The organism is Rhodothermales bacterium (genome assembly GCA_041391505.1).
In the GTDB taxonomy this organism is placed as follows: domain Bacteria; phylum Bacteroidota; class Rhodothermia; order Rhodothermales; family JAHQVL01; genus JAWKNW01.
Genome location: JAWKNW010000017.1, coordinates 46,390 through 62,519, shown reverse-complemented (window position 1 = coordinate 62,519; position 16,130 = coordinate 46,390). Strand labels below are relative to the sequence as shown.

At 65.6% G+C, this 16,130-nt stretch carries 10 protein-coding genes and 1 tRNA gene; 4 read left to right on the top strand and 7 right to left on the bottom strand.

Annotated elements, in window-relative coordinates; genetic code table 11:
- Positions 1 to 245 precede the first annotated feature (245 nt).
- The 4 genes from R2834_15960 (at position 246) to R2834_15945 (ending at position 7,174) form a co-directional block, all read left to right on the top strand.
- A complete protein-coding gene (locus R2834_15960; GenBank protein MEZ4701833.1) occupies positions 246 to 3,530 on the top strand; it encodes a peptidase S9 in 3,285 nt (1,094 codons plus the stop codon).
- Positions 3,531 to 3,770: 240 nt separating this feature from the next.
- Entirely contained in the window at positions 3,771 to 4,922 is a 1,152-nt protein-coding gene (locus tag R2834_15955; protein ID MEZ4701832.1) for a quinone-dependent dihydroorotate dehydrogenase, read from the top strand.
- 148 nt (positions 4,923 to 5,070) lie between these two features.
- Positions 5,071 to 6,960 (top strand): long-chain fatty acid--CoA ligase, encoded by a 1,890-nt coding sequence (locus tag R2834_15950; GenBank protein ID MEZ4701831.1) that lies wholly within the window; start codon positions 5,071 to 5,073, stop codon positions 6,958 to 6,960.
- Between the two features lie 140 nt (positions 6,961 to 7,100).
- Positions 7,101 to 7,174, top strand: a tRNA-Pro gene (locus R2834_15945).
- 143 nt (positions 7,175 to 7,317) lie between these two features.
- Here the strand turns inward: R2834_15945 and R2834_15940 are convergent.
- From R2834_15940 to R2834_15910, 7 genes are all read right to left on the bottom strand, one after another.
- The gene (locus R2834_15940; protein MEZ4701830.1) at positions 7,318 to 8,241 is read right to left on the bottom strand and encodes a hypothetical protein; all 924 of its coding nucleotides are present in this window, start codon (positions 8,239 to 8,241) and stop codon (positions 7,318 to 7,320) included.
- A gap of 11 nt (positions 8,242 to 8,252) precedes the next feature.
- Positions 8,253 to 8,696: a cytochrome c gene (locus tag R2834_15935; protein MEZ4701829.1), complete on the bottom strand. Its 444-nt coding sequence runs from the start codon at positions 8,694 to 8,696 to the stop codon at positions 8,253 to 8,255.
- A gap of 131 nt (positions 8,697 to 8,827) precedes the next feature.
- Complete coding sequence (locus R2834_15930) at positions 8,828 to 9,154, bottom strand: DUF5335 family protein (protein MEZ4701828.1); 327 nt, start codon at positions 9,152 to 9,154, stop codon at positions 8,828 to 8,830.
- Positions 9,155 to 9,268: 114 nt separating this feature from the next.
- On the bottom strand, positions 9,269 to 11,947 hold the full coding sequence (locus R2834_15925) for a cation-transporting P-type ATPase (protein ID MEZ4701827.1): 2,679 nt from the start codon (positions 11,945 to 11,947) through the stop codon (positions 9,269 to 9,271).
- A gap of 82 nt (positions 11,948 to 12,029) precedes the next feature.
- Positions 12,030 to 13,796 (bottom strand): DUF5752 family protein, encoded by a 1,767-nt coding sequence (locus R2834_15920; GenBank protein ID MEZ4701826.1) that lies wholly within the window; start codon positions 13,794 to 13,796, stop codon positions 12,030 to 12,032.
- 117 nt (positions 13,797 to 13,913) lie between these two features.
- Positions 13,914 to 14,405: a BCAM0308 family protein gene (locus R2834_15915; GenBank protein MEZ4701825.1), complete on the bottom strand. Its 492-nt coding sequence runs from the start codon at positions 14,403 to 14,405 to the stop codon at positions 13,914 to 13,916.
- Positions 14,406 to 14,573: 168 nt separating this feature from the next.
- Entirely contained in the window at positions 14,574 to 16,091 is a 1,518-nt protein-coding gene (locus R2834_15910; GenBank protein ID MEZ4701824.1) for a L,D-transpeptidase family protein, read from the bottom strand.
- Positions 16,092 to 16,130: the final 39 nt, after the last annotated feature.

Sequence of the window (16,130 nt, the reverse complement as noted above, 5' to 3'; positions counted from 1 at the left end):
TCCTTGAACCTAACACCCTGAACCTGGAGCCTATAAGCCCGTTGGGCGGTGCGCATGGCCGTGGGCAGCCGCGCCTTCCTGTACATCGGCGCTCCGGTTCGAGGTTGCATGTTAGGTATTTGCCGGAGCTCATCGGTATTATCATCACACCGGACCCGCCGCAACCGGCGTCCGTCAGCCTCAACGGGTTATCGAAGCACCTGATACCATCATCGACGCTCTCGCAGCCAATTGACCTGGAAATCATGCGCACACGTGGTCGTTTGTCCGTTTTTGCCGTTCTACTGATCGGTCTGAGCCTGCTCGCCATGCCGGCCGAGGGCCAATATTTTGGCAAAAACAAGGTTCAGTACGACAAATTCAAGTTCAAGGTCTTCGAGACCGAGCACTTCGAAATCTATTTCTACGACGAGACCGAAGAGGCCATCCGCGATGTCGCGATGATGGCTGAACGCTGGTATCAGCGCCATTCGCGGACGTTCCTGCGCGAGTTCCACGAAAAGAAGCCGCTGATTTTCTACGCCAACGACGCGGATTTCCATCAGACCAACGCCATCGGCGGCCAGCTCGGCGAGGGCACGGGCGGCGTCACCGAATCGCTCAAGGAACGCGTCGTGATGCCCTTGACGGGTATCTACAGCGAGACGGACCACGTGCTCGGCCATGAGCTCGTCCACTCCTTCCAGTACGACATCGGGCTCTCCTCGACCGACAGCACCCGCTTCGCGCTCGGCGTCTTTCCGCTCTGGATCATCGAGGGCACGGCGGAATATCTTTCCGTCGGACGCGAGGATTCGCACACCGCCATGTGGCTACGCGATGCGGCGATGAACGACGACCTGCCCACCGCCGACCAGCTGACCCGCGAGCCGCATAAATATTTCCCCTACCGCTACGGGCAGGCCTACATGGCCTACATCGGCGGCAAATACGGCGACACGGCCGTGACCAGCCTCTTCAAGCTTGGCGGCCGCGCGGGGCTCGACTCGGCCTTTGTCTATGCCCTCGGCATCCAGGCCGACTCGCTGTCCAAGGAATGGATCCAGGCCGTCAAGGACACCTATCTGCCGCTGGTGGCGGACCGCACGCCGGCGGATTCGGCGGGCCGGCGCGTTCTCGACAAGGATGGCGACGGCGGCCGCATCAACCTCGCGCCCACGGCCAGCCCGGACGGACGCTATGTCGCCTTCATCTCCGAGCGCGACCTGTTCAACATCAACCTCTTTATCGCGAACGCGGAAACGGGGGAAGTCATCCAGCGGCTGAAGAACGGCCCGTATGACTCGCACTTCGACAACATCCGCTTCATCAGCTCGGCCGGCTCCTGGTCGCCCGACGGCAAGAAGTTCGCCTTCATCGTCTTCGCCGAGGGCGATAACCAGATCCAGATCCTCGACATCGATTCCGGCAAGGTCGAACGCCGGATCACGGTGGCGAACGTAGGCGCCATGCAGAACACCGCCTGGTCGCCGGACGGCACCACCATCGCGTTCTCCGGCATCCAGGGCGGCATCAGCGACCTCTACCTGCTCGACCTCGAGACCACCTCCGTGCGGCAGCTCACCGACGACCGGTTCGCGGACATGCAGCCGACATGGTCGCCGGACGGCGCCAAAATCGCCTTCATCACCGACCGCGGCGAGGGCGGCACCGACTTCGAGACGCTCTCCTACGGCAAGATGCGGATCGGGATGGTCGACGTCGAGTCCGGCGAGATCGATACGATCGTGCCGTTCAAGAACGCGCTGCACCACAACCCGCAGTTTTCGCCGGACGGCCAGAGCCTCTTCTTCATCTCGGATCAGGACGGTTTCAAGGACATCTACCGCTACCATCTGCGGACGGGCGACACGTTCCGGATCACGCATCTGCAGACCGGGGTGAGCGGCATCACGGCGCTCTCGCCGGCCATGTCGGTCGCGGCCCAAAGCGGCCGGATGATGTTCACCGTCTTCACCGATGGCGAATATCCCGTCTATGCGCTGGAAGCGTCGGAGACGGTAGGCGTGCCGGTGCAGCCGCTGATGGCGATCAGCGAAAATCCGGAATATTCAGATCAGGTGATCACCAGCCTCGACGGCGAAACCTCGTACCCGATCGCCGGCATCCTGCCGCCACAGCGCGGCGTCGATGAAGGCCTCGTCGGCAGCTACCTGAGCGATCCGACGACGGGGCTGCCGTTGAATCCGGAATACGACGTGAAGGATTACGGGGCACGGCTGCGGCTCGACTTCGTCGCGCCCCCGTCCGTCGGCGTAGCGGTGGGCGGACCGTTCGGCGGCGGCGTCGCCGGCGGCGTCGGGTTCTTCTTCAGCGACATGCTGGGCAACCACAACCTGACGGTCGTCGCCCAGGCCAACGGCACGTTCAAGGACATCGGCGGCCAGGTCTCGTACCTGAACCAGAAGAACCGCTTCAATTACGGCGCCGCCGCCGGCCACATCCCGCTGCTCTTCGGCTACATCCAGCAGGGCTTCGACCCGATCTACGACGGCAGCGGCAACATCGTGGGCGGCGTTCCGACGTACGACCAGGTACTGCAGCGCATCTTTATCGACCAGGTCGACCTCCTCGGCAACTACCCCCTCTCGACGACGCGGCGTTTTGAACTCAGCGGCGGCTTCACCCGGTATGCCGAAGACATCGAAATCCGCCGCTACGTCGCTACGGCGGGCGGTCTGGTGCAGGGCGAGCGGATCCAGCTCAACGACCAGGAGAGCGATCCGGTGTATTTCTTCCAGAGCGGCGCCGCGTTCGTCGGCGACAACTCGTCGTTCGGGTTTACGTCGCCGGTGCGCGGCGGTCGGTTCCGTTTCTCGGTATCGCCCAACCTCGGCAGCGACAACTACGTGCGCGTCATGGGCGACTTCCGGCGCTACTTCCTCGCCAAGCCGTTCACGTTCGCCGTCCGCGGGCTCCATATCGGCAACTACGGCGCCAACGAGAGCACGCAGACCGGGACGGGCACCCTGAACTCGAGCATCTTCACGCGGCAGTATCTGGGGTATCCGAACTACATCGGCTTCGTTCGCGGCTACAACTTCAACAACTTCGAACCCGACGAGTGCACGCCGGAACTGCAGACGACGCGCAACGGCGATGTCTCGATCACGGGCAACTGTGGCGAGACGAGCCGGCTCTTCGGAACGCGCATCGCGCTCGCCAGCGCGGAGCTGCGTACGCCGTTGCTGGGGGCCAGCGACTTCGGCCTGATCAATTTCCCGTATTTGCCGACGGAGATCACCCTTTTCGCCGACGCCGGCCTCGCGTGGAACAGCACCGACCGGTTCTTCGACCTGCTCCAGTGGTCGGAAGGCCGCTCCACCGAAACCTTCCTCATCACCGACGACCAGGGCAATCAGCAACAGCTGGACGCGACCGTTTCGCGCCGCGTGCCGGTATTCAGCGCCGGCGTTTCGAGCCGCTTCAACCTGTTCGGGTATATCGTGCTCGAAATCTTCTACGCTTACCCCTTCCAGCGTCCGGAGAAAGGCGCCCACTTCGGGTTCCAGTTGATCCCGGGCTGGTAGTCAAGACAGGGTAATCGTACACACGGAGCCGAACGTGTTTGCCCTGTAATTGAGAGGGCTCCAGTTGGTTTTTAGAGAAAAACCCTCGCGCAACTTTCGCGCGAGGGTTTTTTCGTATAGACTTATCCAGTGCATCCTTTCGGACGCGCACACCCCTACGCGCGCCGGATCCCGATGGCGCCGGCTCCCGAAGCGCGCCTACGTGCGGCCCCGATTCGACCATCTCCTTATCCTTACTAGATGTACGCCTTATTCCGTCCGCTTTTGTTTCGGATCGACCCGGAGGTCGCGCACCTGCTGGGCACCGGAGCGGCGCGTCTGGCGCAATCCATCAGTCCTTCGCTCGTCAAGCCGCTCTTCAACTTCGAGCATCCGATGCTGGAGCAGACGCTCTGGGGCCGAAGTTTTCCGAATCCGGTCGGGCTCGCCGCCGGCTTCGACAAAAACGCGCACCTGGTTCGTTTCTGGTCGAAGGTCGGATTCGGGTTCACGGAGGTCGGGTCGGTAAGCGCCCGCGCCTGCGAGGGCAACCCGCGTCCGCGCGCCTTCCGGCTGCCGGCGGACCGCGCCCTCATCAACCGGATGGGGCTGAACAACGACGGCGCGGAAGAGATCGCGCGCCGGCTCAAGAAGCTGCCGCTCGAATCCCTCCCTCCGCTGGGCATCAACATCGTCAAGACACACGATCCCGACATCCTGGGCAGCGGCGCGATCGTCGATTTCAGGCACAGCTTCCGGCTCCTCGCCAACCTGGCGCATTACATCGTCCTCAACATCTCGTGCCCCAACACGCGGGAGGGCAAGACGTTCGAGGACCCCGAATCGCTGCGGACGCTGCTGACGGCGATCATGGCGGACCGCGACGAGATGCGGCTCCGCATCCCCATCCTCGTCAAGCTGTCGCCTACCTTCTCGCGGCACGTCGTGTATGACAGCGCGATCGAGGAGACGATCGCCGTGGCGATCGAATGCGGCGTGGAGGGGCTCATCGCCAACAACACCGCGCCGGACCGCGATGGGCTGCGCACGGCGCCGGCGGAGCTGGAGCGCATCGGCGGCGGGGGCCTGAGCGGAGCGCCGCTCACGCCGCGGACCACGCGGCTCGTCCAGTACCTGTACCTCAAAACCGGCGGCAGCATCCCCATCATCGCCGTCGGCGGCATCGACTCGCCCGAAACCGCGTACGCGAACATCCGCGCCGGCGCCTCGCTCGTCCAGCTGTATACCGGACTCGTGTACCGGGGGCCCGGGGTGGTGAAAAAGATCAAACGGGGTCTGGTGCGCCTGCTGAAGCAGGACGGGTATGCCCACCTCCGCGACGCGATCGGCGTCGACAGCGCCATGCCGGCCAACCCGATCACCGAGGACGTCCTCGAAACCGTTGCCGCCTGAGCGGAACTCCTGCCGCCCGGATGAATTGCCTTTAGAAAGGCCCGGGTGTAGATTCATCTCTGGTTTTCGGCCATCCCGTTCCGGCGCACCCCTCGCTGCCGGAAGCGGTTTCGCGCCGGCCCGCTATCGACCAACGGAGACTCCTCTCATGTCTGCCATCGTTGAATTCGAAACGCTCTCGCAGCTATTCGACCGCGTTACCCGTTTTTATGCCGGTCAGAACCGCACGGCGCTGCGGTATATGGACCGAAAAACCAAGCAGTGGACCGACATCTCGTGGGAATCGCTCCACGAGATGGTGGAAGCGATGGCCGGCTATCTGCACAGCCGGGGCGTGCGCAAGGGCGATCGCGTGGCGATTCTGGCCGAAAACCGACCGGAATGGGCCATCATCGACATGGCGACGCATTACATCGGCGGCGTCAACGTATCGCTGTATACCTCGCTGCCGGCGTCGCAGGTGACCTATATCCTCAAGGACTCCGGCGCCACGATGTTTTTCGTGTCGACGGCCATCCAGCTGCGCAAGGCCGAGGAGGCGTTCGAGCACTGCCCGGACCTGGCCGAGGTCGTGACCATGAGCGACATGCGCGCGGATCATCCGCCCTATGTGCGCGGGTGGGACGCCGCGATGGCCGAAGGCAAGGCCTACTGGGCGACGCACAAAGAGGAGCTGGCCACCCTCCACGAGGCGGTTACGGCGGACGATCTGAGCGCGCTGATCTACACGAGCGGCACGACCGGCAACCCCAAGGGAGTGATGCTGACGCATCGCAACCTGTGCTCGAACGCGATGAGCGCCCTCAACCACGTGCCGTTCGGGCCCGACGACCACCACCTCTCGTTCCTCCCCCTGTGCCACTCGTTCGAGCGGACGGCCGGCTACACGGCCATCGTGGCCGCCGGCGCGAAGATCACCTATGCCGAGAGCATCGACTCGGTGAGCCGCAACCTGGGCGACGTGAAGCCGACGATCATGATCTCGGTGCCCCGGCTCTTCGAAAAGATGTACAACCTCATCGCGAAACAGGTCGAGGAAGGCTCTTCGCTCAAGAAAAAGATCTTCAACTGGTCCATCGCCGCCGGCAAGAAGGCCGCCGTCGCGCGCAATCAAAAGGGCCGGGTTGGCCCCATCCTCAAACTCCAGCAGGCGCTCGGGCACAAGCTCGTCTTTGCGCGCCTGCACGAAAAGCTCGGCGGCAACCTGCGCTTCGCCGTCTCCGGCGGCGCGGCGCTGCCGAAGGCGATCGGCGAATTCTTCATGGCCGCCGGCGTGAACATCATCGAAGGCTACGGCCTCACCGAAACGTCGCCCGTGCTGACGGCCAACCCGTACCGGGAGCCCCGCTACGGCACCGTCGGGCAGGTCATCCCCGATGTTACCGTGGGCATCCAGCGGATTGGCACCGGCGAAATCATCGGGCAGCTCTCCGGGCAGGACTACCCGTCCTCGCTGAGCACGGAAGAAGGCGAGATCGTGGCGAAAGGGCCCAACATCATGAAGGGCTACTGGAACAACCCCGAAGCCACGGCCGAAGCCATCGACGCGGACGGCTGGTACCACACGGGGGATGTCGGCAAATTCGTCGATGGCTACCTCATGATCACCGACCGCATCAAGCACATGATCGTGTCCGCCGGCGGCAAGAACATCTACCCCGGCCCCATCGAGGAACAGTTCAAGACCGATCCGCTGATCGATCAGGTGATGGTCATCGGCGAGGGCCGCGAATACCTGACGGCGCTGGTGGTGCCGGCGATCGACTACCTGAAGGCTTATGCCCGCGAGCAGGGCATCGCGTATGCGAACGAAGCCGAGCTGCTCGCCAACGAGGCCATCAAGAAACTCTACGTCGAGACCTTCAAAACCTACTCAAAAACGTCCGCGGCGCACGAAAAAATACGCGACTTCCGCTTCATCGCCGAGCCCTTTACCGTCGAAAACGGGATGATGACGCCGACGCTCAAGCTGAAACGCAAGGTCATCGAGACGGAGTTCAAAAGCACGATCGAGGAGATGTACGGCGTGTTCGCCTGACGCGCACACGGTTGCCGGCGGGTGATGACGGCCCCAAAAAGCCCCAAAACGCCGGCTCTCGACCCGCGTTCGCGCCGCTCTGCAAGTCGCTGAATCTTGACGAAACCCGCTGCGCATGAGTTAGTATCATGCGGACTTTACGGGGTGTGGCGCAGCCCGGTAGCGCGCTTCGTTCGGGACGAAGAGGTCGTGGGTTCGAATCCCGCCACCCCGACATCAAAAACGGCTTTCGCTTCAGTGCGGAAGCCGTTTCTGTTTCTGACAAACCGAGAGCTAGCCTCCCGCTTTCGCGAGAGCTGGCCTCCCGCTTTCGCGAGAGCTGGCCTCCCGCGTACGCGAGAGCTGCTACCCGCGGTTTTACGCCGCCACCTCAGCCTCGCGCGGCCGGCGGACCTGCCGCCAGGCCAGCACCCCGATGGCCCCGGCGCCGAGCATCGCCGCGATCGGGGACACGATCGAGCCCAGGATGGGGACGGTGCCCAGAAAGAGCAGGATCACCAGTCCGACGAGCGCGGCCAGATAGGGATGCCACGCCTCGTCCCGGCCCCGGATCACGCCGAGCACGTAGTCGCCCAGCCGGATACCGGAAACCAGATACCCCAGGAACCCCATCGCCGGCAGGATGAAAAGAAAGATGCCGAGTCCGATGGGAATGCCCACGACCGTACCGATCATCGCGGCCGCAAAAATCGGCAGCCCGACCCAGACGATCAGTGTGGCAACGAGCGTGGTCCCGAACGTATCCGTCAGCGCCGCGCCGGCGGTGCGGACACCCCTCGGCGCGATGGCCGCCGCCACCAGCCCGCAGGCGAGCACGGTGATGACGGACCCCATGGCGAACAGCAGGCCGAAGATCAGCAGCCCCCGGCCCAGGCGCGTCCCGGTATCGTGCAACACCTCGCCCTGGATCGTGGCCCCGTCGGCGCGCGTGAGCTCGGCGTTGACGAGGTGCACGTTGCCCGTCACCTCGCTCGCATCGTCGAGCATGGCCTCGCCCTGAACCACCACCAGTTCCCCGATGCGCGCTCCGGTCAGTTCCGCCGTTCCGTTCACCACGACCACCAGCTCCGCCTCGCCCGAGACCCGCGCGTTTCCTTCGATCACCAGGGCAACGGCTTCGCGTTCGCCGGCCGGCACGACCAGGTCGCCATTGACGCGAACGATGACCCCTTCATCCGCTTCCCAATCTTGCGCCCGGCTTGACGGCAAGACAAGCAGGCACAACGCGACGATCAACACCGACGACCGCCGCAAGCTATTGCGTGCGTGCAGACGTTTCATGATGCGTACCTCTACTCGGTTTGAACCGACCGCAAATATTCGATCAACTCATTGATGCGGCGATCCACGATTTCGCGACGGATGGGCGTTCCATCCTTTTCGCTCCAGATGTTGCCCCAGACCGGCATCTGACGGGTGCCGTGAGCGCCCACCTTGTCGTTGCCCTCGATCATGCTGTACAGTTCGTCGACCGGAAAATGGCCATTGTACTTTTCACGCAGCATGGTGAGCGGAGGCGCCGGCTTTTCGAGCAGGTTGGAGGCCGGCCCGTTGCCGCGTGCATCCGCCCCGTGGCAACTCGCGCAGTGGGCGGCGTACGTGTCCTGACCGCTGGCGAGGAAGTCGGTCCCCTTCGCGTCGAGCGCCTCCCGGCGGGCACATCCCGTAAAGGTCATCAACGCGATCGCGAGCCAGAGACCCGCATGAGGGAGGGATTGGGCAGGTTTCGATTTCATCGTTCCATGCTCCCCGGAGTCACGCCCTTGCCTCCGAACGGTCGGGGGCCCAGGCTCGAAATCCGGGATTCTGAGTTCCGTGTGGCGAGGAAACGTGTCATCCGACGCCGTGGGGACCGTGGCGCTCGCGATCAACGCAGTTCGATGATCTCTTTTACGCCGTCCTTGCGGACGATTTCGAGCGTCATCACGTGGCCATCCGTCGTCTCGTCGACATAAATCTCTTCCGGATGGAAGACCAGGTGATCCAGGTGCTCGACCATCACTTCGAGCAGATCGTCCCTGTCGTCGTACGTGATGCCTTCGAGCGGCAGCCACTGGGTTTCGGGCTGTGCGCCGATATCGTTGGAGAAGACCCGGATCTCGGCGTAATCCGTCCGTTCCTTGTGCATGTACGGTTTGGAAAGGCTATTGAAGTAGGATTTCCAGACGCGCTTTTCGAGTTTTTTGACCGACATGGGCGTACCTCATCAGGTCTTTTTTTCGAGCTGCCTGAACCGGCAGCCACGCTCTGAAATTGCGGCGCCGAACGTGCTGAAGTCGAGAGCGCCGACCCTACCGTTTGCTGCTATTCACCCTGAATCGGCTGTAGGGCGGGATATGACACGCCGGCCGGCGAAATGCCACACCCAGCCCGCCGCCAGCGGCACCGCGCTCATCGCCAGCACCACCCCCCAGCCGGCGAGCGTCGGGGGCTGCACCTGGAGCACGCGCGCCAGACCGGGCACGTACACGGCGGCGAGGGTGATCGCCGTGCAGAGCGCCAGCGCCGCCCAGACGTAACCATTCTCCGTCACTTCGTTGCGCAGCATGCGGGTGCCGATCTCGCGCATGTTGAAGACGTGCCACAGCTGCGAGAACGCCAGGGTAAGGAACGAGAGGGTGACGGCCTCGCGCTCGCTCAGATGCAGCGCCCGAAGCCCGATCTCGAGCGCGCCGATGACCGCCGCCGTAAACGCGACGCCATAAAAGGCGATCGCCTGCCAGTCGCGTCGGCCCAGCACCGGTTCGGCGGCATCCCGCGGCGGACGGCGCATGAGGTGCGCGGCGCCGGCGCCGAGGCCGAGCGCGAGCGCCGGAAAGACGTCGGTGACGAGGTTCAGGAACAGGATCTGGAGCGGAAGCACCGGCAGCGTGCCGCCGACCAGCGCGGCGAGGCCGACGACCATCACCTCGCTCACGTTGCACGAAAGCAGGTAGCGGACAAACTTGCGGATGTTCTCGAAGATGGCTCGGCCCTCTTCGATGGCCGCGACGATGGTCGAAAACGCGTCGTCTTTAAGGACCATGCCGGCGGCCTCCTGCGCCACCTGGGTGCCGCGCTTGCCCATCGCGATGCCGATGTCTGCTTTCTTCAACGCCGGCGCGTCGTTGACGCCGTCGCCGGTCATCGCCACGATCCGGCCGGCGCGCTGGTGCAGCTCGATCAGGTCGAGCTTCTGCTTCGGACTGACGCGGGCGAAGAGCCGCGCGTCGAGCATCCGCGCGCGGTCGGCAGGGTCCATCCCCTCCATCGCGGGCATGTCCGCCCCGTGGATCACTTCCGCGTCGGGGCCCGCCAGCCCCACCGCCGCGCCGATACCCTGGGCCGTGACCGGCTGATCGCCGGTGACCATCACGACCTCGATGCCGGCGTTCCGGCAGGCCTCCAGCGCTTCACGGACGTCGGTTCTGGGCGGATCGGCCAGCCCGAGGAGCCCCACCAGCACCAGATCCCGGTACGGCGCGTCGTCCCGGCTTCCCCCTTCCCGCTGCGCGACGGCCAGGATGCGAAAGCCGGCGGACGCCATCGCCTCGTTGCGCGCCTCCCAGCGCGCCCGCGCCGCGTCATCCATCGGCGACGGCCCCTCGTCCCCGAGGACCTGCGTTGATGCCGCCAGGACCGCCTCGGGCGCACCCTTCACGGCGACTCGGATGCGGCCGTCGCGCTCGTGAACCGTCGCCATCATTTTGACCTCCGGGTCAAAGGCTTCTTCCCGGACTTCCGGCCACTCCTCGACGAGGCGATCGCGCCGGATGCCGGCGCGCCGGCCGGCCTGGAGCAGCGCCACCTCGAGCGGATCGCCGGTGTGTTCGCCGGCGTCGCCCACAGAGGCGTTGTTGCACAGGACGCCGATCTCCAGCGCGACCCGCAGCGCGCCGGCCGGGCTCGTTCCCTCCTCGCGGTCGAGATCGATCTCGCCGGAGGCGAGCGCGATCCGCGTGAGCGTCATCCGGTTTTCGGTGAGGGTGCCCGTCTTGTCGGTGCAGATGACGCCGGTGGCGCCGAGGGTTTCGACGGACGAGAGCCGGTTGACGAGCGCATTCCGGCGCGCCATCCGGCGCAGCCCCCGGGCGAGCGCGATCGTCGCCACGACGGGCAGGCCTTCGGGGATGGCGGCGACGGCCAGGGCGAGGCCGGTCTCGATCATCAGCAACAGCGGCTTGCCCATCACGATGCCGGCCGCCGTCACGAAAACCGTGATGCCGAGGGTAACCCAGATGAGCTTGCGCGCCAGCAGCGCCAGCCTCTTTTCCAGCGGCGTGGCCTCCTCCTCCGCCTCCGCAACCAGCTGCGTGATGACGCCGAGTTCAGTGTCCATCCCTGTCGCCGTCACGACGGCCAGCCCCGAGCCCCGGGTGATGGAGGTGCCTTTGTAGAGCATGGATCGACGCTCCGCGAGCGGTGCGCCGGCGTCCACCGCCGCGGGCGCCTTGCCGACCGGCACGCTCTCGCCTGTCAGCGCCGACTCATCGGCCTGGAGCTTGGACGCTTCCACGATCCGCAGGTCGGCCGTCACCACGTCGCCGCCTTCCAGCAGGACCAGATCGCCCGGAACGAGCTCGTCCGCCGGCACATTCGCGGTGTGCCCCTCGCGACGGACGCGGGTCGTGACCATGCCGAGCGCGAACAGCGCCTCCATCGAGCGGACAGCGCGCAACTCGGTAAAGAATCCGATGGCGGTATTGAGCGCGATCACGACCACCACCGCGCCGCCCTCCAGCACCTCGCCAAACGCGTAGGCCACCACCGCCGCCACCGCCAGCAGCCCGACGATCAGGCTCTTGAACTGGTCTACCAGAATGGCCCACCCTCGCCGCTTCTTGTGGGCGGTCAGGCGATTCGGCCCATGCGTCGCCAGCCGCGCCGCGGCCTCGGTGTCGGAGAGTCCCTGCGCAGCATCCACCCCCAATGCCTGCACGACCGCCTCGGCCGGCGACGCCCAGGGCGTCTCGGGCTGCGGAACGGGGGAAGACGATCGATCGGACACGACGGGCGGAGGTTCTACGTGGGCAGGGAGCGGGTTTCCGGGGCGGGGAAACGCCCGTGCGGGCAGCGCCGGGGCGCCGGCTTCAAATCAGACTCTCCAGCTCTTCATACCGATCCGCGACGGTGGCGACGAGCGCCTCGCGGAGGGTCTTTTGGCTTTCGGGCCGGCGGGCGAGCTTACGGAGCCGCCGGGCGAGTTCCTCGTCGTGCAAGACGTCCTTCGTCCACCGATCAAAATCGCCCCGATGGAGGTGATAGTCCAGCGTGCCGAAGGGTACGTGTTGCACCGCCTCCCGAAACTCCCACAGGTTCGACGCCACCCTCGGACCACGATACGAACCCGGCGCCGAGAAGTAAAACCGCTTGGCCTCCGGCAGCGGGGCGCGCAGGTATTTCTGAAGATGCCGGACATGCGGCACGATGCGACGCATGCGTTTGAAGGAGACGATCTCCGCACGCGGCATGCCGCCGCCTTCCGCGCCGGACAGCAGGTACGCCTGGCCGACCGGCAGCGTGGCGAGCTGGCCGGCCACGTCGTCGATGCCGGCCGCCGTGAGCCGTTCTTCCAGTACGCCGAGTTCCTCCGGGAGCATGGTGCGGGTCAACAGCCAGTTGTCGATCGCGTCGAGGACGGCGGGCTCGACCTGGCTGGGGCGGAAACCGACGAGCCCGAAGCCGCCGGCCTGCATGCCCTGGCACATGGGGCCCGACAGGGATCCACCTCCGGAGGGGCAGAAGTTGTGGATCTCGTCGATCAGAAACCAGTGCGGCCGGCCGCGACGCGCGCGCAGCGCGAGCAGCGCCGGCATGAGGCTGGACACATACGCGGCGCGCTCCTCGATGCCGTAGGCGGAGAGGTCCAGAATCAGACTGACGTTGGAGTACGTCGACAGCGTCACGAGATCCTCCACCGGCGGCAGCGCGCTGCCGGCGCCGCCGAGCGCCAGGGTATGCGGGAAGGCGCGCAACCCGCGGTAGTCGCCTTCGGGGTCGATCACGCAGACCTGGTACCCGAGGCGCAGCAGTTCCTCCGTCAGCAGGCCGGCGAGCCACGACTTGCCGCTGGCGCTCGACCCCACGATGCCGAGGTTGAAATCCAGCAGCTGGAACGGGTCGAGGTGCACCGGTTGATCCGACAGGCTGTGCCCGAGGAGAAGGCGCCGGTCGCGGCGTAGCGCGTGCGGGGGAAACGACCCGTCGAGCAGGAAGTCGATGACCGCCCGCACCGCTTCCCCATCCCGATAGGGCAATACGATGTCGGCGATCTGCTTGATCTCGGGTGTCGCATTGTCGACGGCAATGGCCATCTCGGCCACCTCAAACAGGCTACGGTCGTTCTCGGCGTCGCCGCAGGCGAGGACGTTGCGGATCGAGTAGCCGAGTTCGTGCAGCGCCGTCAGCAACCCGGTGCCTTTCGTGGCGCCGGGCGGCAGAATCATGACGGCGCCCTTGTTGTATTCGACGGTCGCGGCGCCGCCTGTCTCGCGCAGCACATCCAGCACGACCCGGTCGTGGGGCGTCCAGGTGGCGACGATGGCCATGCCCCGCTCGATGGGGATGCCCCGGGCCTCGAGCCGCTGTATCAGCGCCGGCTCGACACGCCCGAACGGCATCAACACCGAGTCGTTGCGCGGGAAATAGATCGCCGCCCCATCCTCCGCGACGATCGCTTCAAACAGTTCCGCGAAGGGTCCGTTTTCGGCGAACGTCTCCAGGCGCCGGCCCGTGACGAGCACCAGCGCGATGCCGGCCCGGCGGGCCCGGCGCAGCTGGCCCCAGGTTTCCCGGGAGACGACACCGTCCTCCGCCAGCGTGCCGTCGAGGTCGCATGCGAGTACGTGTAGATGCATGGGGATGGCCTCCGGGCGAGCCGGAGGCGGTTAAAGGTTTAGAGGTTCGCAGGCGCCCGCACATCCCCTCGAACCTTGAACCTCAGACCTGGAACGGCGAACCCGGAACGGGATCGCCTACCGTTCCCAGGTCACCCGAATCGTATGCATGCCGTCGCCGAACTTGAAGGTGAGGTGGCCTTCGTAGGCGCGTTCGAGCGCCGTGCCGATGCGGCGGGCGAGATGGATGCCGGTGGTTTCGATGAGGACGCGATCGGGCGCGTCTTCGATGCGCATGACGCGTTCGAGCGGATGTTCGCCCTTTTCGTTCTCCTCGATATGGTCGATGAGGCCGCGGATTTCGTCGCGGTGTGCCGCGAAAAACGGCCCCTGCAGTTCGACGAACCCGGCAGGATAGTTATCCGCGATGCGCTGGCAGGCGGGGCAAGTGATGACATTGCCGCCCGCCGGCGACGACGACCACGTCCAGCGCCCACCCTGATACACGGCACCGCAGGTGCCGCAGGATGTCGGCTCCGGCCACTTCTTTCGTTCGAGGTACACATCGTGGCGCTCATCCTTGAAGCGTTCGCGTTGGCCCACCGTGCCTTTTCGACGGGTATCTTTCATAGCGTGTTCCATCGTATTCACCCAGGTCAGTGCAAACCGGCGCGCCGGATCTCCGACGCGCCCTGGTTAAGGGTACGAGCGCCCACCCTGATCGGCATACGGTCCGAAACCGAACTCCCTGCGGGATGCGCACCGGACGCCGTGTGAGGGAAAGGCCGACGGCCGGGGTCAAGGCGTATCCATAAATCGCTCGAGCGTCGCGTCGTGGCCGTAGCGATCCTCCCGGAAGTGAAGCACGCCTTCGCCGTCGACCCAGGCGGTGAGATACACGACACGCAGGGGGATCGGCCGGCGCAGCGCGATCGGCGTCTCGACCCACGCGGCGATGGTCGACGCGATGCGGGCCGGCGTCCACGTGCTGTCGCCGGCGAGCACGTACGCCGCCAGGTCCATCGGATTGCCGAGACGCACGCAGCCATGACTGAAGGTGCAGCGTTCCGACCCGAAGAGCCGGCGCTCCGGCGTGTCGTGCAATCCGATGTCGAACGGATTGGAAACGGTGAACTTGACGCGGCCCAGCGGATTGGTTGGTCCCGGATCCTGACGGATCGTGCCGGATGGCAGAATCTGCATGTGATGGCGCGTCAGGTACGTGGAATCGAGCTGCGCGGCCGGCAGGATTTCTTTTTCCGCGATGCTGACCGGCGCGTACCAGTACGGGGCCAGCGTGACGCCGGTCAGGACGGCGTCGAACACGGGCGTATGCGTGTCGGCCGCCCCCACGATCACCGGCATCGACAGCACGGAACGCCCATCCTCCACGACATCGAGCCGGCATCCGGCAATATTGACGACGATCGAGACGCTGTCCGACGCCGGCATCCAGCGGAGCCGCTCCATGTTGAGCGCGACCTGGTGCAGCCGGCCGTGGGCGGTCACGTTCAGGGCATTCCGGGTCGCTTGCCCGACGACGGCGTCGGGGACGAGCCCATGCCGGCTCTGAAAGCGCCGCACGGCGAGCGCCAGCGTCGAATCGTAGACGTTCGATCCGTTCGATCCCCCCGGCAGATCGCCCATGACGGCCAGCTGCTGGCGGAGGACGGCGACCTCCGGTCGCGCATCGCCCGGTTCGAGCGGCGCCCCGTCCGGCAACGCCGGCCAGCCGCCTTCCCGATCGATGCGCGCGAGCCGCGCCAGGGCCTGTTTTAGCCGCCGATACGCCATATCGCGTGGCGCAGCCCGCTCCACAAACGTCCTGACGCGGTGATACCGCACCGCTTCGTCGAGCGCCTCGGGCAGGTCGGACACGTCTTCCCGGAGCCGCCATCCCGGATGCAACAGTCCCGGCGCCACGACGCCTCGCCTGAGCATCGCGCCGTAGCGCAGCAGCGCGGCCGTCAGGCCGACATCGAACCGGGCCGCCCAGGCCGGCGACAGCGGGGCGATGTCGGTGAGCACGCGCGTACGCACCAGTTCGTCGAAGCCGATGCGGGTCGGCACGATGCCTTCCTCGCCGGCCGCCGCCAGCAGGGCCAGGGCCGAGTCGGCCAGGGCCGTCGGGAGGCCGTCGACCGTCCAGGCCGGCACAAACCCGCGCAGCGCATAAACGCGGCCGGCTTCGGCCTCGCTCGCCACAACCAACCTGATATCCTCCATCGACTGCGCGCGGGCGACACCTGCTGGCCCCCCGGCTCCCCCGATAAGGAGGCCGGCGCACAGGACGATCGGTTTCCACAGGCCGGACATGGTGTGAGCGATAACAACATGGAAAAAAGAGCCTGCCGC